The organism is Micromonospora sp. CA-248089, assembly GCF_050948515.1.
In the GTDB taxonomy this organism is placed as follows: domain Bacteria; phylum Actinomycetota; class Actinomycetes; order Mycobacteriales; family Micromonosporaceae; genus Micromonospora.
Genome location: NZ_CP192016.1, coordinates 1916194 through 1934093 on the forward strand (window position 1 = coordinate 1916194; position 17900 = coordinate 1934093).

Here is a 17900-nt window from a genome sequence, read left to right on the forward strand (position 1 = left end):
GGGGTCCAGCGGCGGGAACGACATCTGGGCCGGCACCGTGCCGTGGTCTGCGGTGGGCAGGTCGGTGAGGCCGGTGGCCAGCTTGGCCGCCTCTACCGGTCGCAGCACGCTGAGGAACCGGCCGGTGAGTCCGCCGGCACCCCGGGGCACGGAGGTGACCTCGATGGTGAACCTGCCGCGCGCCAGGGCCGCCTCGTCCGGGGCGTGCACCCGGATGCTCGTCTCCAGATGGGCCGGCAGCCGTGGTCGTGGTGGCCCCAGCGCCAGTTGGGCGATCAGCGTCTCGTCGAGTAGCACCTCGTCTGCGCCGTCCACCGCCGCTTGCTGGGCGAGGGCGAGGAGCAGCTAATCGCGGCGGGACAGCGATGAGCGTGGCTCCGGCGCCAGGGTACCGGGGTAGCCGTCGGGAAAGCCGATGCCTGTCCGGGCCGACGACGTCGCGTAGCGGCACCAGCGAGGCGATTCCGAATCGCGCGTAGAAGCGTTGCCAGCGGTGCGTGTGATCCATGAGCCGATGGTGCTCCCGGCGGGGCAGGGCAGCGGTGATCGCGACACGATTTTGACGGCGGCGAGCCCGTTCCTCTATGCCGTGTTGACGCGCCGGTCAGCCCACCACGGGCTGGTAGCTCGCGCGATCCCCGTCCCTTCGGGTGGGAATCTTCGGTGTGCAGGACAGGACGCTCGTCGGGGCGGCGAGCGAGAAGACCGCCGTGTCAGCTTCGTCGGTCCAGGCGTCGTGGTCGCGCACGATGATCATGTTGTTTGGCGCGTAGGTAAGCGGCAAGCATTTCCGGGTAGGGGCTGCGCAGCGCGGGATGCTGACGGAGCAGCCCGCGGTCAAGGGCCCCCACAAAGTCGTCAGGTGATGCCGAGTAGTGCCAGCGCTGACGACCCGCTACGGGTACTGCTGTCGATCAAGGCAGTGGCGCTCGTCGCGCTCGCGGTCGCCGGGCTGCTTCACCGCCGTTGGACCTGCCGGGATCCGGCCATGCCATCTCCGGGCCGGCAGACGGGGGACGGCGGCGCTCACAGTGTCTATTATGGACGCGAGGTCAGGCCTTGAGCGTTCTGTGTGAACATGTTATATGTATACGTGGTCCGACGAGGGCACACGGGGAGAGCCATGTTCGTCCACGACGTTGCATGCCGTGATGTGACCGGCGGTGGTCCTTGCGATGACGTGCCGGGGCGGTGGGCATGAGCCACGTGCTGATCGTGGACGACGAGCGCGTTTATACCGGGGCCCTGCGCATTCTGCTGCGTTCACGGGGCTACGAGGTGTCTGTTGCCGATCGTGGGGAGGCGGCACTGCGGGCGGTCTATACCCTCGATCTCGATGTCGTTCTCCTGGACCTGGGGCTGCCCGACATGGACGGTGTCGACGTCATCCGGGAAATACGGAAGGGCGCCGACCCGCCGATTATCGTGCTGTCCGGCCGTACTGACTCTCGCGACAAGGTGCAGGCGCTCGACGCGGGGGCCGACGACTATATGACCAAGCCGTTCACTCCGGAGGAATTGTTCGCCCGCATCCGAGCCGTGATCCGACGGCTGTGCCGGCCGGAGGGTGCTCCACAGATTTTCTTCATCGGGCGTTCCGCGGTGGATATGAGCTCTCGCATAGTCACCGACGAGTCGGGGGAGATCCGGCTGACCCGTACGGAGTGGCGTCTGCTGGAGCAATTCCTGCGTCAGCCGGGCAAGGTGCTCGGTCATCGTCGGCTGCTCTCGGCGGTGTGGGGACCGAGTTACCAGGGTGAGGCTCACTACCTGCGGCAATACGTCGCCCGGCTGCGCCGCAAGCTGGAGGTCGACCCCGCTCGCCCTCGGCACTTCCTGACTGAGTCGGGTATGGGATACCGTTTTCACGTTTGATGCCGCGAAGCGGACAGCTCGTTCGGGGTGACCGGACGGCTTTCTATTCCATTTTCTTCGCCGCTCGCTCAATCCGGCGTGGACTACGTGCGCAATCGCCGTGGCGCATCGTCTCCGGAGTGCTCGATTTATACAAAATTTTGATGTCCCATATGGCTGTTAAGTCGCTGCGCCGACCCTTTGCCATTGATAGCCTTCGACTCATCCACGGTGGCTTACGTGGCTGCCTGGCAAGCCCACGGGGATTGTATGGGGGATGGCAATGGTGCAAACGGTGGATAGGGGGCCGGAGACGCTCGACGCGGCTGTCGCGCCGGAGCATTCCAAGTCGGTGGTGATGCGCCTGGCCGGTCCGGTGACGTTGAGCAAGGCTGGCATCGTTTTCCCGCACAACCTGGCACAGCACGTCTGGGAGGAGATCGGGCTCCAGCTGCACGAGGCCTCGAACTCGTCGGCCTGGTGGCTGGCGGACTGGCTGATCTTCGGCGAGGCGACCTTCAGCGGGCGCTACCGTGAGGCGATCAAGCGCACCGGTCTCGACTATCAGACACTGCGGAACTACGCCTGGGTCGCCCGCAAGTTCCCGCACGAGCGGCGCGTCGAGAGCCTCAGCATCGCGCATCACGCGGAGGTCGCCCGGCTGAGCGAACCGGAACAGGACTACTGGTTGCGCAAGGCCGGCCGGGAGCAGTGGTCGCGCAACCGCCTCCGGCGCGAGGTCCGGGCCAGTCTCGCCGAGCGCGAGAGGGAGCGGGAGGGCGGCGCCGGCGAACCGTCGCGGGTGGACGACGGCCGGACCGCCGCCCTCGAGGTGCTCCTCTCACCGGATCAGCTCGATTGCTGCGTGCGGATCGCCGACTCCTGCGGGCTGACGGTCAACGAGTGGGTGGCCGACGTGCTTCGCTCGGCCGCTCAAAGTTTCGCCGTGGAGGTCGTCACGGGTTTGGCCTCGGAGACCGCCACCGAGGGGGAGTGACCCTGACGGAGCATGACGCGGTGAGGGTGGGGAACGACGTCGTTCCCCACCCTCACGCTGTAGACCGTGTCTTCCCGATGGCGTCCGTGACCCGGCATTTCCCGCGGTCCGGCGACGCGGCACCTTTCAACCGGGGCTCAGGCGGTGGTGAAGGCCACCACCACGTTGTGTCCGCCCAGCCCGAACGAGTTGCTCAGCGCAGCCAGGCGCCCGCTGGGCAGTTCCCGCGGCTCCCGGGCCACGTCCAGCTCGATCTCGTCGTCGAGATCTTCGAGGTTGATGGTCGGCGGAACCAGGCGGTGGTGGAGGGCGAGGACGGTCGCCAACGACTCGGCGGCGCCGGCGGCGCCCATCATGTGGCCGAGCGCCGCCTTGGACGAGGTCACCACCGCCTGGCCGGCGTGGTCGCCCAGCACCGTACGGATTGCCACCGACTCGGTCCGGTCACCCTGCGGCGTGCCCGCCGCGTGCGCGTTGATGTGCCGCACGTCCTGCGGGCGCAGGCCGGCGTCGTTCAGCGCCGCCCGCATTGCCGCGGCCTGCCCGGCGCCGGTCGGGTCCGGCTGCGCGAAGTCGTGGGCGTCCGCCGACGTGCCCGCGCCTGCCAGGCGGGCGTACACCCGCGCGCCGCGGCGGGCGGCGTGGCCAGCCGACTCCAGCACCATCACCGCGGCGCCCTCGCCCAGCACGAACCCTTCGCGAGCCTTGTCGAACGGCCGGGCAGCACGCTGCGGTTCGTCGTTCGACGCGGACAGGGCACGCATGGCGCAGAAGCCGGCGATCATCAGCGGATGGATACAGGCCTCCGCGCCGCCCGCGATCACGACGTCGGCCTTGCCCGAGCGGATAAGCGCGGTGCCGTCGCGCAGGGCGTCGTTGCCGGTCGCGCAGGCCGCCACCGGCGTCTGGATACCGGCGCGGGCGCCCAGTTCCAGCGCGACCCAGGAGGCGGCGCCGTCGGGGATCATCTTGCCGATGGTGAACGGTGACACCAGGCGGTGGCCGGAGGTGCGGAGCTTGTCGTAGGTGTCCAGCATCGTGTTGAGCCCGCCGATGCCCGAGCCGATCGTCACCGCGAGCCGCTCGGTGTCGGCCCCGGCTTCGTCCAGACCGGCGTCCGCCCAGGCCTCCCGGGAGGCGAGCATCGCGAACTGCTCGAACCGGTCGAGGCGCCGGGCGGTGACCCGCGACAGCGCCGCCTCCACGTCGGCGAGCACCGGGGCGGCGATGCGCACGGGCAGGCTCGCGTAGCGCTCGTCGGTCATCGCGACCGCGCCGCTGCGGCCGGTGAGCAGGGCGTTCCATGTGGAGGCGACGCCGGGGCCGAGCGGCGTTACGGCGCCCAGGCCCGTGACCACGACCTCCGTGGTCACGGCTGGCTGCGCTCGATGTACGCGACCACGTCATCGACGGTGGTCAGCTGCTTCAGCTGCTCGTCGGGGATCTTCACGCCGAACTGCTCCTCGCAGGCCACCAGGATCTCGACCATCGACAGTGAGTCGATGTCTAGGTCACCGGTAAACGTGCGATCGGGCTGGATGTCCTCGATAGGCACGCCCGCGACATCACGAATGATCTTCGGCAGCTCGCTGCGGATCTCGGCCAGAGTGGCCATGTGGGCCTCCGTTTCGGGTAGGGGCGGGCCGGTCACGAGGCCAGGCTCGCCGGGCTGCGGTGGTGTTGCAGCGCGAAGTCGCACGCGTCGGAGAGTTGGTCGGCGGTGTGCAGGGCGAAGGTCTGAACGCCGGGAAGGGCGCGCCGCGCGATCTTGGTGAGAGTTCCGGCGGGGGCGAGCTCCAGCATCCCGGTCACGCCGAGGTCGATCATGCGCCGCATGCACAGGTCCCAGCGCACCGGTGCGCTCACCTGGTTGGCGATGAGATCCAGCGCCTCGCGGCCGGTCCTGACGACCCGGCCGTCGCTGTTGGACAGCAGGATCACCAGCGGGTCGGCCGGGTCCATGGCCCGGGCGTGGTCGCGCAGCAACTCGCCGACGTGGGCGACGTGCCGGCTGTGGAAGCCGCCGGAGATTTCCAGCGGGACGACGCGGGCACGCGCGGGCGGTTCGGTCACCAGTTCGGCGATGCCCCGGCGGCTGCCGGATGCGACGACCTGACCGGGGCCGTTGTAGGTCACCGCCTCGAGGCCGCACCGCTCGATGACGGCGAGCACCTCGGTCGCGTCACCGCCGACGACCGCCGCCATGCCGGACTCGATGCGGGCCGCCGTCTCCGCCATCCCGCGGCCACGCTCGCGGGACAGCACGATGGCCTGTTCCGCGGTGATGACGCCAGCGGCGGCCGCCGCGGTTAGCTCACCGGCGCTGTGGCCGGCGATGACCTCGGGGCCGGTCCAGCCGGCGGGCGCCGCCTCGCGCAGGGCCTGGATCACGGCGAGGCCGGCCGCCACGAGCAGCGGCTGCGCGATGGCTGTATCCCTGATCGCCTCCGCGTCGGCGCGGGTGCCGTAGTGCGGCAGGTCGAGCCCGCAGACGGCCGAGTACCACCGCAGGCGATCGGCGAAGGCGGCGTCGGCCGTCCAGGTGGCGAGGAAACCGGGAGTCTGGCTGCCTTGTCCCGGGGCAACGATGGCAAGCACGTCTCCGAGGATCGGTGGCGCTCGTTCGCCGTGGCAAGCGCGCTGGAAGCGTCCCGACGCGGCGCGCCGTCCCGCCGGCGAGACGCCCGGTCGCTGCTTGACCCCCTCGACGGGGATGTCTTACGGAGAAGCGGCGTTTCTGAGTTTGACCGGCTGAGATGTATGTGTAGTGTATATGTATACGCACCGGCGTGCAGGCGGGTCGATTTGCTCGTGACTGTGCCGGCCGACCAAGGGGGCCGTCATGACCGGACCATCCCCGTCCCCGGCGATCGAGACCGTGGGACTACGCAAGTCGTTCGGAGATCACGTTGTTCTCGGCGGTATCGATCTCACGGTGCCCGCAGGCACCGTCTTTGCGTTGCTGGGCCCGAACGGAGCCGGCAAGACCACCACCGTCAACATCCTGTCCACGTTGCTCACGCCAGACGGCGGCGAGGCGCGGGTGGTCGGTCACGACGTTGTCCGCGCCGCCGACAAGGTGCGGGCGTCGATCGGGGTGACCGGGCAGTTCTCCGCTGTCGACCAGCTGATGACCGGCGAGGAGAACCTGCTGCTGATGGCCGCGTTGCAGCACCTTTCCCGGCAGGAGGGACGCACCCGCGCGGCGGAGCTGATCGAGCGGTTCGACCTTGCCGGCGCCGCCAAGAAGACGGTGGCCACCTACTCCGGCGGCATGCGCAGGCGCCTGGACCTGGCGATGACGCTCGTCGGCCGGCCCAGTGTCATCTTCCTCGACGAGCCCACCACCGGCTTGGATCCGCGAGGCCGGCGGGTGATGTGGGACTTCGTGCGCAGCCTGCTCAGCGAGGGCGTCACCATCTTCCTCACCACCCAGTACCTCGAGGAGGCGGACCAGCTCGCCGATCGCATCGCCGTGCTCGACGACGGCCGCATCGTCGCCGCCGGCACGCCCGCCGAGCTCAAGCGGCTGGTCCCCGGCGGCCACATCAAGCTGGAGCTGGCCGACGAGTCCTCGCTCACAGCTGCGGCGTCCGTGCTGCCCGACGGGATCCCGGACGGCGACGACCTGACGCTCACCATTCCCAGCAACGGCGACATCGCCGCTCTGCGGGAAGTGCTCAACCGTCTGGAACAGGCCGGCGTGCCGGCTCAGCGGCTGTCGCTGACCACTCCCGACCTCGACGACGTCTTCCTCGCCCTCACCGGTCCCCAAGCACGAAAGGAGGTCGCGCGATGAGCTCGCTGTCCTACGCAGTCGCCGACTCGACCACGATGCTGCGGCGCAATCTGCTGCACATGCGCCGCAACCCCAGCATGACCATGCTGATCATCGGCACCCCCGTCGTCTTCCTGCTGCTGTTCGTGTACGTGTTCGGCGAGACGCTGGGCGCCGGGCTCAGCGGGGGCGGAGGGCGCCGCGAATATCTCACCTACATCGCGCCCGCGATCATCCTGATGTCCGCCGCGGCCACCGCGCAGGCGATCGCCATCTCCGTCGCCATGGACATGACCGAGGGCATCATCGCCCGGTTCCGGACGATGTCGATCACCCGGGCCTCGGTGCTGGCCGGACATGTCTACGGCGGCGTGATTCAGGCCGTGCTCGCCATGACCGCGGTGCTCGCCGTCGCCCTGCTCATCGGCCTGCGCCCGGACGCCTCGGCGTTGCATTGGCTGGCGCTGCTCGGCCTGCTCGGGCTCATCGCGCTCGCCCTGGCGTGGTTGTCGGTGGCGTTCGGGCTGGTCACCAAGAGTGTGGAGACCGCAAGTAACCTGCCCATGTTCCTCATGCTGCTGCCCATTCTCAGCAGCGGATTCGTCCCAGTCGAATCGATTCCGGCGGGCATCCGCTGGTTCGCCGAGTACCAGCCCTTCACCCCGTTCATCAACTCGGTGCGCGGCCTGCTGGCAGGCACACCGAACACGGCGGATGTCTGGGCCTCCGTCGCGTGGTCGGTCGCAATCGCGGTGGTCGGCTATGCCTGGTCCCGTTCGCTCTACCGGCGCAAGTCCGTGCGCTGACGCATCGATCCCCGGCATTTCACCAAAGAGAAAGGTAGTGCACCATGGCGCCCGAGACGGTTGTCGAAATGCGCTCCGTCACCAAGACCTTCGGCGCGGTGAAGGCACTCGACCAGCTCGACCTTGTCGTCCGCGCCGGCGAGGTCGCCGGCTTCCTCGGCCCCAACGGGGCGGGCAAGTCCACCGCCATCCGGGTCCTGCTCGGCCTGTTGCGTGCCGACAGCGGGCAGGCCCGGGTGCTCGGCCGGGACCCGTGGGCCGACGCGGTCGACCTGCACCGCCGCATCGCCTACGTCCCGGGCGACGTCACCCTCTGGCCGAATCTCACCGGCGGCGAGGTGATCGACCTCCTCGCCCGACTGCGCGGCCGTGCCGACCAGGTCGCCAAGCGGAGGCTTCTCGAGCGCTTCGAGCTGGATCCCACCAAGAAGACCCGCGCCTACTCCAAGGGCAACCGGCAGAAGGTGGCACTAGTCGCCGCACTCTCTTCTGACGCCGAGCTGCTGGTCCTCGACGAGCCGACGTCCGGCCTCGACCCGCTGATGGAGACGGTCTTCACCCAGTGCATACAGGAGGTGAAGGACGAGGGCCGCTCCGTTCTGCTCTCCAGTCACATCCTCGCTGAGGTCGAGAAGCTGTGCGACACGGTGACAATCATCCGGCGCGGGCAGGCCGTCCAGTCCGGGACCCTCGCCGACCTCCGCCGCCTCACCCGCTCGTCAATCACCGCCACCACCAGCCGTGATCCCCGGGCGTTCGGCAACGATCCGGGGGTGCACGACCTCGCCGTCGACGGTTACACGCTCACCTTCACCGTCGACAGCGACCACCTCCCCGACGTGGTCAGCAGGCTCGCCGCGTTCGGAGTCACCTCGCTGGTCAGCAACCCGCCGTCCCTGGAGGAGCTGTTTTTGCGCGAGTACGATGACCACCGCGCCGTCGCCCGGGCGGGCGCGCGATGAGCCGTTCGTTTGCCGGCACCGCCGTGCTGGCGCGCTTCGCGGTGCGTCGCGACCGCCTCCAGTTGCTGCTGAGCACGGTCGCGCTCCCCGGGATCACCGCGCTGGCCCTGCCGACCTTCGCCGCGACCTACACCAACGACGCGCAACGCCAGCAGCGCGCCGACCTGATGCGCACCCCCGTCGGCGTGTTCTTCGGCGGGCCCGGCTATGGGCTCGGTGACTACACCATCGGCCCGATGGCGATCAACGAGATCATGCCGATCGTGCTGCTCGTGCTGGCCGTGATCAACATTCTCACGGTAATCCGGCACACCAGGACCGAGGAGCAGACCGGTCGTGCCGAGCTGGTCCGGGCCAACGCGGTCGGCCGGCGTGCGCCCATCACCGCAGGTCTGATCGCCTGTCTCGTGGCCAACATGCTGATCGGCGCGGCGATCGCCCTCGTCCTGCTCGGCCGCGGGCTGCCGGTCGCCGACTGCCTGGCAGTCGGCGTGGGGGTCACACTCACTGGCCTGGTCTTCGCGGCGATCGCCGCCGTCCTCGCTCAGGTGACCGAGAGCTCGCGCAGCGCCATGGGCCTCAGCGTGGTGGTCATGGCCGTCCTCTATCTGGTGCGGGTCAGCGGCGACATCGCCGCCGCGGGCGGCACGCCGTCGTCCTGGGTCTCGCCCACGACCTGGTTCTTCCAGACGCGGCCCTTCGTCGAGCTGCGCTGGTGGCCGCTGCTCGTGCCGGTCCTGGCGATCGCGGCACTGGTACCGCTCGCCTATGCCCTCGCCGCTCGCCGCGACGTCGGCGCGGGCTTGGTGGCGCCCCGGCGTGGACCGGCCGACGCCGCGGCCCGGCTGCGCTCACCGCGTGCGCTCGCCCTGCGGTTGCAGCGCGGCCCCATCATCGCGTGGACGCTCGCTGCCGTCCTGCTCGGATTCTTCTACGGCTCGTTGGGCGGGCAGGTGGAGAGCATGGTGCAGGAGAACCCAGACACCGTCCGCGCCATCGGCAACGACGCGCTGAACGTCACCGATGGCTTCTTCGCGACGATGCTCATCTACGTGTCGGTCCTGTCGTCGGTGCTCGCCATCACCTCGGTGTCGCGGATGCGCAACGAGGAGCGAGCCGGGCGAGGGGAGCTGGTGCTGGCCACCGCCGTCAGCCGGTTACGGTGGATGCGCACGGTTCTGGGCGTCGCCGCGGTCTTCTCCTCGCTGGCGCAGATCGCCGGTGGGGTCGCGCTGGCCCTCAGCTCATCGGCCGCGCTCGCCGACCCGGCGCTGGTCGGTACCCTCGTGGCCGCGACCTTCAACTACCTGCCCATCCCGCTGATGTTCGCCGCGCTCTCCGCGCTGCTGCTCGGTCTGTCGGCTCGCGCCACCCCGGTGATCTGGCTGATCTTCGCCGGTAGTGTTTTCATTACGCTGTTCAGCGGTTTCGCCCAGCTGCCGGGTTGGCTGAGCAACTTCTCGGTGTTCAACCTTCCCGCCCTCGTACCGCTCGACCCCGTTGACGTCGTGCCGCTGGCCGGCATGGCCGTCGCGGTGGTATTGGCGGGAATCGCGGCCCTGGCCCTCTTCGGCCGCCGCGACCTCGCCACCACCGCCTGATCCACCCCGTCTCGTGCTCATGGCCCGGGTCCCCTTCGCCGGGCCATGAGCACGCCCCCGTGCGAGCAGGTCAACGGCCCGTGCCCGTGCGAGCGGGTCATCAGCGCGTGGCGGGTCGAGGGTCGTGAGCATGTTCCCGCCTGCCCGGGCCAGGGGACTGTCTCGCCGGCGGGACCGCGGGCTCTCCCGGCGCCTGCGTCATTCACCTTTGGCCCCGGCCTGTGCTTGCCTGACCGAGGCGTCCGGAACCGAAGCTCCGGGCGGGCATCCGGTACCCGGGACCCTCGGAAGGTGGATCGCCTTGACTCCAGCGATGGCCACATCGATGCAGGTGGGACTCTGGCTCGCGCAGAAGCTCTCGCCCGGCGTGCGCAACAACATCGCGGGCTGGTGGGAGGTCCACGGCGAGGTCGACCGGGGCCTGTTGACCAGGGCCCTGCGCGAAGTCCTCGCCCACAGCAGCGGGTTGCTCCTCAACTTCCGCGAGACCGAAGACGGGCTCGGCGTGCTACCCCGCGAGCCCGGCGACGTTCCGCTCGAGGTGCGCGACTTGCGCGGCGAGGCCGCCCCGGAGGCCGCCGCGCACACCGCCGCCGCCGAGGTGGTCGGCCGGCCGTTCGACCTGGAGCACGACGCGCTGTTCCGCTTCGGCCTGTTCACCGTCGCGCCCAGCCGGTGCCTCCTGTTGATCTGCGTGCACCACATCGTCATCGACGGGGTCGGTCTGACCACCCTGGCCGGGCGTATCGCCGAGACCTACACCGAGCTCGCCGAGGGTCGCTCGCCGCAGCCGTGGCCCGACTCCGGTGCCGACCTGGTGGCCGTGCACGACGAGCGCTACCGCGCCTCGCTGCGCTACTACAGGGACGCCCAGTTCTGGCGCGACTACCTGGCCGTGGCCCCGGACGTGGCCCGACTGCCAGCGGGCCTCGGCACCGCCGCCGTGCACCAGACCGCCCGCTCCTGCGAGCCAGTCGGCTGGTCGCAGGTGGCCGAGGCGGTGGGCGTGCACCACGTCGCCGCGCGGGTCCCGGCGAGCGAGGCGCGCCGGTGGTCGGCGGTCGCCGAGCGACTCGGCGTCCCGCTAACCACGCTGCTCACCGCGGCGGTGGCCGTCTTCCTGCGCCACCTCAGCGGCAGCGCCGAGTTCCTGGTCTCCCTGGTGGTCAACAACCGGGTCGGCGCAGCCCGGCGGGTCTCTGGCCTGGCCGCGAACTTCGTCCCGCTGCGGGTGACCGCCTCCGACGCGGCCACCTTCGCCGAGCTGACCGACGCCATCACCAGCGAGAAGTACCGGGTCCTGCGCCATGCCCAGCACCAGATCTCCGACATCCGGCGCGGTATGGGCTTGCCCGACCTCATGCGCAGCCCGGTCGGTGCCATCGTCAATTTCATCCCCGACATCGGCGAGATTCGCTTCGCGGATGCCGGCGCGTGGCTGACCGGCGGGTGCTTCCCGACCCTCGACGAGCTCATGATCAGCGTGCTCACCACCGGGCGCGACGGCGACCTGAACATCCGTATCGACGCGCCCCGGCACGCGTACAGCGTCGCGGAGCTCCGCTTCTTCTCAGAGCGGCTGCTGGCCTTCACCCGGGCTCTGCTCGACGACCCGAGCAGCCGCATCACCACAGTCGACGTGCTGGACGCCGACGAGCGGTGGCAGGTGCTCGAAGCATCGAACCGGACGCACGCCGCAGTGCCGCGGGCCGACCTCTTCGCGCTCTTCGGCCGCCGTGCGCTGGCACACCCCGAGGCGGTCGCCGTGACCGCCGGCACCACCCGGCTGACCTACCGGGAGCTGCACCGCCGGGCCGAGCGGCTGGCGGGCCACCTCGCCGGCCACGGCGTGCGCCCCGGATCTACGGTGGCGCTGCTGCTGCCCCGCTCCATTGAGCTCGTCGTCGCGATCCTGGCGGTGGTCCGGGCCGGGGCCGCGTACCAGCCCATCGATCCGCGCTATCCAGCCCAACGCATCGATCTGATGCTCAGCGGCGCGAAACCGGACCTGGTCCTGGCCGACGCCACCGCGGAGCGCGCCGTGCGCGGCGAGGCGGACCGGCCGGTCGTTCGGATCGACCAGGCCCAGGAGACCGCACCTGGGGCGCTGCCGTCGCAGGGCCATCCCGACCAGCTCGCCTACATCATGTACACCTCCGGGTCCCGGGGCCTGCCGAAGGGCATCGCCGTCACCCACCGCAACGTCGCGACGCTGGCGCTGGACCGGGGGTGGCGCGGCGGCGCGCATGATCGGGTCCTGCTGCACTCGCCGCATACCTTCGACGCCTCCACGTACGAGCTGTGGGCGCCGCTGCTTAACGGCGGCCAGGTGGTCGTCGCACCCGGCGGAGACCTGGATCCCGACGCGCTCGGTGATCTGGTCGCCGGCCACGACCTGACCGCCGCGTGGCTGACGGCCGGGCTGTTCGCGGTCATCGCCGACGAGCGGCCGGAGTCGCTCTGCGGGCTGCGGGAGGTCTGGGCGGGCGGCGACGTGGTGCCAGCGACCGCGGTGGAGAAGATCCGGCGCGCCTGCCCAGACATCACCGTCGTGAACGGTTACGGCCCGACCGAGACGACCGTGTTCGCCACCTGCCATCGGATGCCTCCGCCCCGGCCGGTCGGATCCTCCGTGCCGATCGGGCGCCCGATGGACAACATGCGGGCTTACGTTCTCGGGCCCGGCCTCGTCCCGGTCGCGGCGGGCGTACCCGGCGAGCTCTACATCGCCGGCGACGGCCTCGCACGCGGCTACGTCAATGCCCCCGTGTTGACCGCCGAGCGTTTCGTCGCTGACCCGTTCCAGTCCGGACAGCGCATGTACCGCACCGGCGACGTCGCACGATGGAACGCCGACGGAGACCTGGAGTACATCGGGCGCGCCGACACCCAGGTGAAGGTCCGCGGTTTCCGGATCGAGCCCACCGAGATCGAGACCGTCCTTACGGCGTATCCGCAGGTGGCCCAGGCCGTCGTGGTCGCGCGCGGTGAGCGGGGCGCAACCCGGCTGGTGGCCTATGTGGTCCCCGCCGACGGGGACGGCGCCTGGCCCACCGTCGGCGAACTGCGCGGCTACCTCGCCGCGCGCCTTCCCGAGTTCATGGTGCCGGCCGCCGTCGTGGTACTGCCGCGCCTGCCTCTGATGACCAACGGCAAGATCGACCGGGCGGCGCTGCCCGAGCCGGAGTTCGTTGAGACGGTCTACCGGGCGCCGATCACCGAGGCGGAGACGGTGCTCGCGGAGGTGATCGCCGACGTCCTGGGCGTGGACCGGGTCGGCGTTGACGACGACTTCTTCACCGTCGGTGGCGACAGCATCAGGTCGATCCAGGTGGTGGCACGCGCGCGTGCCCGCGGCATCGAGGTGGGTCCGCGGGACATCTTCGAGCACCGTACGGTCGCCGCCCTGGCCGAGATGGCTGGCGCCGCGGACGTCACCGCCGCGCCCGCCGCCGAACTGGGCGGGGGAGGCCTCGGCCACGCGCCGCTGCTTCCGGCCGGGCGCTGGCTGGCCGGCACCGGCGGCCCGATTGGCCGATTCGCCATGTCGATGCTGCTGAGCCTGCCCCCGAACGTGGACGAGGCTGGGCTGGTGGCTACCATCGCCGCCTTGCTCGAACGTCACGACGCGCTGCGCTCGCGCCTGCTCCCGGAGGCCGACGCGGTGGAGGTCGTGGCACCGGGCGTGATCGCCGCGGCGAGCCTGGTGCACCGGGTCCCGGTCTCCGGCGACGTCGAGAAACCGGAGCTGGAGCCGCTGCTGCGCGCCCAGACTCGGGCGGCCGGCTCCCGCCTCGACCCGGAGGCCGGCGTGATGGCGCAGTTCGTATGGTTCGACCCGGACGACCCGGACGACCCGGCGCGCCGCGGCCGCCTCGCCGTGGTGCTGCATCACCTCGTCGTCGACGGCGTCTCTTGGCGCATCCTGCTACCCGACCTGGCCATGGCGTGGGAGCAGGTGTCGCGCGGGCAGGTCGCGGTGCTGCCCGCGGTGGGCACATCGGCGCGGCGATGGGCCTTCGGTCTGCAGCACGAGGCCACTGAACCGGCCCGGGTGGCCGAGGCCGGCTACTGGTCGCAGGTCGTGCACGGCGACGACGCGGTGCTCGGGCGGCGGCGTTTCGACCCGGCGCTGGACACGATGGCGTCGGTGCGCTCCGTGCCGGTGTGGATCCCCGCGCCGCTCAGCGCGCGCCTGCTGGCGACCGTGACGCGGCGTTTCGCCTGCGGGCCCGACGAGGTGCTGCTCGCCGGGTTCGCCGTGGCGCTGGCACGGTGGTCGCACAACCGGGGCCGGCCGGCGCCGTCGCTGGTGCGCCTGGAGGGCCACGGACGGCAGGAGGAGGCGGTGCCGGGCGCCGACCTGTCGCGTACCGTGGGCTGGTTCACCAGCATGTTCCCGGTGCGGGTGACGGCCGACGGGGTGGACCCGGCGGACGCCCTGGTCGGCGGGCCGGCCGCCGGGCGGGTGCTCAAGCAGGTGAAGGAGCAGGTGCGTTCGGTGCCGGGCAAGGGCCTCGGCTACGGCCTGCTGCGCTACCTCAACGACCGTACCGGACCGCGACTGGCCGCTGCGGCGCCGCCGCAGATCGGGTTCAACTATCTGGGCCGGCTGTCGGCGGCTGAATTCCGGCAGGGTGCCGCCGGCGAGGGATGGACACCGGTGCTCGGTGTCACCGACCTGCTGGTGCCCCCGGATCCCGCCATGCCGGCGCTGTCCGCCCTGGAGATCAACCTGATGACCGGCGACGGCGCGTCGGGTCCCGAGATCACCGGCCTGATGTCGTACGCCGAAGGCGTCCTCGGCGCCGACGACGTGAGCGAGCTCGCCGCGCTCTGGGCCACGGCACTGGAGGGTCTCGCGACGCACGCGGCCCGGCCGGACGCGGGCGGTCTGACCCCCTCGGACGTACCCCTGGTGAGCGTGTCGCAGCCGGACCTGGAGGGCTGGGAGCGGCGCTTCGGACTGCTGTCCACGGTGTGGCCGGCGACAGCGACGCAGTCGGGTCTGCTGTTCCATTCGCTGCTGGCCGGCGACGGGTTCGACGCCTACCAGATGCAGCTCGTCTTCCACCTGCGCGGTGCGGTGGACCCAGACCGAATGCGGAGGGCAGGGCAGGCGCTGCTCGCGAGACACCCGAACCTGCGGGCGGCGTTCGTTTCCGGCGCCGACGGCGATCTGGTGCAGGTGATCCCCACCGAGGCCGCGTTGCCGTGGAGTCATGTGGACCTGCGCAGGGCCACCGGGCCTGCCCGGCAGGCGCGGCTTGAACAGTCGCTGGCCGGCGACCGGGAGCGGCGGTTCGACATGGCGCGTCCGCCGCTGTTCCGGCTCATGCTGGTGACGCTGGACGACGATCGCGCCGAGCTGGTGCTGACGGCCCACCACGTGCTCTTCGACGGCTGGTCCCTGCCGCTGCTGCTGCGCGACCTGCTCGCCCTCTATGACCGCGGCGGCGATCCGGCCACGCTGCCCGACGTGCCGCCGTTCCAGCGGTACCTCGCCTGGCTGGCCGACCAGGACGGCGCCGAGGCCGTGCGGCGATGGACCGGTGAGCTGACGGGGCTCAAGCAGCCGACCCTGCTGTTCCCCCGCGGTCTCGCCCGTGAGGCGGCGCTTCGGCTCGAGCGGGCCGATGCGCCGCTGGCCGCCGATGCCGAGCAGCGTCTCAAACAACGTGCCGCGGCCGCCGGCGTCACCATGAACACGCTGCTGCAAGGCGCCTGGGCACTGGTGCTCGCCGCCCTCACCGGCGCCGCCGACGTCACCCTCGGCGCCACCGTGTCCGGCCGCCCGCCCGCACTGGCCGGTACGGGCGACATGGTGGGGCTCTTCATCAACACGCTGCCGGTGCGGGTCACGCTCAGCCCCGGCGACACCGTCACCGACGTCCTGCAACGCTTGCAGCAGCGGCAGGCCGCCCTGCTCGACCACCACCACTGCGGCCTGGCCGACATCCAGCAGGCCGCCGGTCAAGGCAGCCTTTTCGACAGCCTCGTCGTCCACGAGTCCTACCCGGCGGATGCGGAGGCGCTCTCGGCCGCGGCTGCCGCCGGAGGACTCGCCCTGACCGGCCACGAGCCGTTCCTGGACTCCCACTACCCCGTGACGATCGTCGCGCAGGCTCTGCCCCACTTCGTGATCACGGTCGGCGTGCGCGGCGGCACGCAGAGCCCGCTCAGCGCCGCGGACGCGGCCAGCGCGCTGGCCGCCGTCCTGCACCGGATCGCCGACGAACCGTCCGCGACCGTCCACCGCGTGATCGAGGAGGACCTCGCCGGCCTCGCCCTGCTCCTCGCCGCCACACCGCCGGACATGGGCGGTGCGGGCCGTCCGCCGTACCGGGCGCCGCGCGACGAGCACGAGCGGGCGTTGTGCCAGATCCTCGGGGAGGTGCTCGGCACCGACCGGGTCGGCATCGACGACGACTTCTTCGACCTGGGCGGCAACTCCCTCAAGGCCATCCGGCTCGTCGGCCGCATCCGCGCCGAGCTGGGCGCCGAGGTGTCCATCCGAGAGCTGTTCGAGGCCGGCACCATCGCCAGCCTGTCCACCGTCGGCGCCCTACGGACCCCGGCCCCTCGGCCCGCGCTGCGGCGGACCACCCGCGACGGTGCCGTGCTCTCCCCGACCACCGACGGCGTGGCCACGAACGCCTCGACCGCCGACTGAAAGGATCATCGTGTACGACGTCATCGTGGTGGGCGCCCGTTGTGCCGGCGCGCCCACGGCCATGCTGCTGGCACGAGCCGATTACCGCGTTCTCCTCCTCGAAAAGGCGCGGTTCCCGCTGGACACTCTCTCCTCCCACTACATCCACCAGCCCGGCGTCGCCCTGCTGAGCAAGTGGGAACTGCTCGATGCGGTGATCGCCACCGGATGTCCCCCTCTGGAACGTGTCACCTACCACGCGCCCGGCATCGTCCTGCGAGGCTGTTCCCCCGCAGTCGACGGGCAGCGCGTCGGCTACGCCCCTCGCCGCTTCCGCCTCGACCCGATCCTCGCCGCGGCGGCGGTGGAGGCCGGCGTGGAGTTCCGCGAGGGCGCCACCGTCACGCAGCTGCTGCGCGAGGACAGCCGGGTCGCCGGCGTGCGCTGGCGCACCCCGGACGGCGCCGAGCACAGTGAGCGTGCCGCGCTCGTCGTCGGGGCCGACGGCATGCGCTCCACGGTGGCCCGCCTCGCCGAGGCACGTACGGTGGTCGAGCATCCCTGCGCCACCTGCACGTACTACAGCTACTGGGAAGGGTTGCCCGCGGAGTTCGAGCTCTACGAACGTCCCGGCCGGTGGGTGGGAGTGATACCCACCAACGACGACCGAACCCTGGTGATGGCGTACTTCCCGCAGCACGAGTTCGCGCACGTCCGGGTCGCTGCGGAGGCGTCGTTCGACAAGGCCGTGCGCTCCACTGCGCCGCAGCTGCACGAACGCATGGCCAGCGCCCGCCGGGCGGAACGCCTCTACGGCACCGGCGACCAGCGCAACTACTTTCGTCAGGCGGCCGGCGACGGTTGGGTGCTGGTCGGCGACGCCGTGCACCACAAGGACTCCATCGCCGCCCGCGGGATCACCGACGCCTTCCTTCAAGCCGAGATGCTTACCGGCCACATCGGCGCGAAGCTGCACGACCGGGCGGCCCTCACGCTCGCTCTGCGCCGGTACGCACGCGACCTCGACGACCGATTCTTCGATTTCTATCGCAGCACGCTGACCGTCGCCGAACTGCGCCTGCCGGAGAACCGCACCGCGTTGTTTCGCGTGATTGCCGACGACCAGGAATTGGTGGACCAGTATTTCGGCACCCTTTCTGGTGCCTGCAGTCTGGACGACTTCTACAACGAGCGGCTTCTTGACCGGGTTGCCGCCGCCCGTTGACCGGCGCCCGGATTCGGACCCTGAT

Annotated in this window: 12 protein-coding genes and 1 pseudogene; 8 read left to right on the top strand and 5 right to left on the bottom strand. The window is 70.7% G+C overall.

The window, feature by feature from the left end:
• Positions 1–54: 54 nt before the first annotated feature.
• Both ACQP26_RS09285 and ACQP26_RS09290 read right to left on the bottom strand, forming a co-directional pair.
• Positions 55–315, bottom strand: a pseudogene (locus ACQP26_RS09285) (lantibiotic dehydratase); the annotation flags it as partial.
• Between the two features lie 289 nt (positions 316–604).
• Entirely contained in the window at positions 605–757 is a 153-nt protein-coding gene (locus ACQP26_RS09290) for a hypothetical protein (RefSeq protein WP_433495452.1), read from the bottom strand.
• A 440-nt stretch (positions 758–1197) separates the two neighbouring features.
• Between ACQP26_RS09290 and ACQP26_RS09295 the strand changes: the two genes are divergently transcribed.
• Together ACQP26_RS09295 and ACQP26_RS09300 are read left to right on the top strand one after the other, a co-directional pair.
• Complete coding sequence (locus tag ACQP26_RS09295) at positions 1198–1875, top strand: response regulator (protein ID WP_433495453.1); 678 nt, start codon at positions 1198–1200, stop codon at positions 1873–1875.
• A 262-nt stretch (positions 1876–2137) separates the two neighbouring features.
• Positions 2138–2851 carry an LmbU family transcriptional regulator gene (locus tag ACQP26_RS09300; protein WP_433495454.1) on the top strand — a complete coding sequence of 238 codons (714 nt, stop codon included), beginning with the start codon at positions 2138–2140 and terminating at the stop codon, positions 2849–2851.
• Between the two features lie 137 nt (positions 2852–2988).
• Here ACQP26_RS09300 and ACQP26_RS09305 read toward each other — a convergent pair whose 3' ends face one another.
• The 3 genes from ACQP26_RS09305 to ACQP26_RS09315 are packed head-to-tail and all read right to left on the bottom strand — an operon-like array spanning position 2989 to position 5449.
• On the bottom strand, positions 2989–4224 hold the full coding sequence (locus tag ACQP26_RS09305; protein WP_433495455.1) for a beta-ketoacyl-[acyl-carrier-protein] synthase family protein: 1236 nt from the start codon (positions 4222–4224) through the stop codon (positions 2989–2991).
• Entirely contained in the window at positions 4221–4466 is a 246-nt protein-coding gene (locus ACQP26_RS09310; protein ID WP_433495456.1) for an acyl carrier protein, read from the bottom strand. Before ACQP26_RS09310 ends, ACQP26_RS09305 begins: the two co-directional genes overlap by 4 nt.
• 32 nt (positions 4467–4498) lie before the next feature.
• Entirely contained in the window at positions 4499–5449 is a 951-nt protein-coding gene (locus tag ACQP26_RS09315) for an ACP S-malonyltransferase (RefSeq protein WP_433495457.1), read from the bottom strand.
• Between the two features lie 244 nt (positions 5450–5693).
• Between ACQP26_RS09315 and ACQP26_RS09320 the strand changes: the two genes are divergently transcribed.
• From ACQP26_RS09320 to ACQP26_RS09345, 6 genes are all read left to right on the top strand, one after another.
• Positions 5694–6650, top strand: coding sequence for an ATP-binding cassette domain-containing protein (locus ACQP26_RS09320; protein WP_433495458.1), 957 nt, complete (start codon positions 5694–5696; stop codon positions 6648–6650).
• Positions 6647–7435 (top strand): ABC transporter permease, encoded by a 789-nt coding sequence (locus tag ACQP26_RS09325; protein WP_433495459.1) that lies wholly within the window; start codon positions 6647–6649, stop codon positions 7433–7435. Before ACQP26_RS09320 ends, ACQP26_RS09325 begins: the two co-directional genes overlap by 4 nt.
• 68 nt (positions 7436–7503) lie before the next feature.
• Positions 7504–8397: an ABC transporter ATP-binding protein gene (locus ACQP26_RS09330; RefSeq protein ID WP_433495460.1), complete on the top strand. Its 894-nt coding sequence runs from the start codon at positions 7504–7506 to the stop codon at positions 8395–8397.
• Positions 8394–9998 (top strand): ABC transporter permease, encoded by a 1605-nt coding sequence (locus ACQP26_RS09335; protein WP_433495461.1) that lies wholly within the window; start codon positions 8394–8396, stop codon positions 9996–9998. The genes ACQP26_RS09330 and ACQP26_RS09335 overlap by 4 nt, the downstream gene beginning before the upstream one ends.
• 313 nt (positions 9999–10311) lie before the next feature.
• The gene (locus ACQP26_RS09340) at positions 10312–16671 is read left to right on the top strand and encodes an amino acid adenylation domain-containing protein (protein ID WP_433495462.1); all 6360 of its coding nucleotides are present in this window, start codon (positions 10312–10314) and stop codon (positions 16669–16671) included.
• Positions 16672–16681: 10 nt separating this feature from the next.
• Positions 16682–17875 carry an NAD(P)/FAD-dependent oxidoreductase gene (locus ACQP26_RS09345; RefSeq protein WP_433495463.1) on the top strand — a complete coding sequence of 398 codons (1194 nt, stop codon included), beginning with the start codon at positions 16682–16684 and terminating at the stop codon, positions 17873–17875.
• Positions 17876–17900 lie beyond the last annotated feature (25 nt).

Excerpts from the sequence above, each read along its gene's own strand:
- ACQP26_RS09290 (WP_433495452.1), bottom strand. The coding sequence starts at position 757 with ATGATCATCGTGCGCGACCACGACGCCTGGACCGACGAAGCTGACACG.
- ACQP26_RS09295 (WP_433495453.1), top strand. The coding sequence starts at position 1,198 with ATGAGCCACGTGCTGATCGTGGACGACGAGCGCGTTTATACCGGGGCC.
- ACQP26_RS09300 (WP_433495454.1), top strand. The coding sequence starts at position 2,138 with ATGGTGCAAACGGTGGATAGGGGGCCGGAGACGCTCGACGCGGCTGTC.
- ACQP26_RS09310 (WP_433495456.1), bottom strand. The coding sequence starts at position 4,466 with ATGGCCACTCTGGCCGAGATCCGCAGCGAGCTGCCGAAGATCATTCGT.
- ACQP26_RS09320 (WP_433495458.1), top strand. The coding sequence starts at position 5,694 with ATGACCGGACCATCCCCGTCCCCGGCGATCGAGACCGTGGGACTACGC.
- ACQP26_RS09325 (WP_433495459.1), top strand. The coding sequence starts at position 6,647 with ATGAGCTCGCTGTCCTACGCAGTCGCCGACTCGACCACGATGCTGCGG.
- ACQP26_RS09330 (WP_433495460.1), top strand. The coding sequence starts at position 7,504 with ATGCGCTCCGTCACCAAGACCTTCGGCGCGGTGAAGGCACTCGACCAG.
- ACQP26_RS09335 (WP_433495461.1), top strand. The coding sequence starts at position 8,394 with ATGAGCCGTTCGTTTGCCGGCACCGCCGTGCTGGCGCGCTTCGCGGTG.
- ACQP26_RS09340 (WP_433495462.1), top strand. The coding sequence starts at position 10,312 with ATGGCCACATCGATGCAGGTGGGACTCTGGCTCGCGCAGAAGCTCTCG.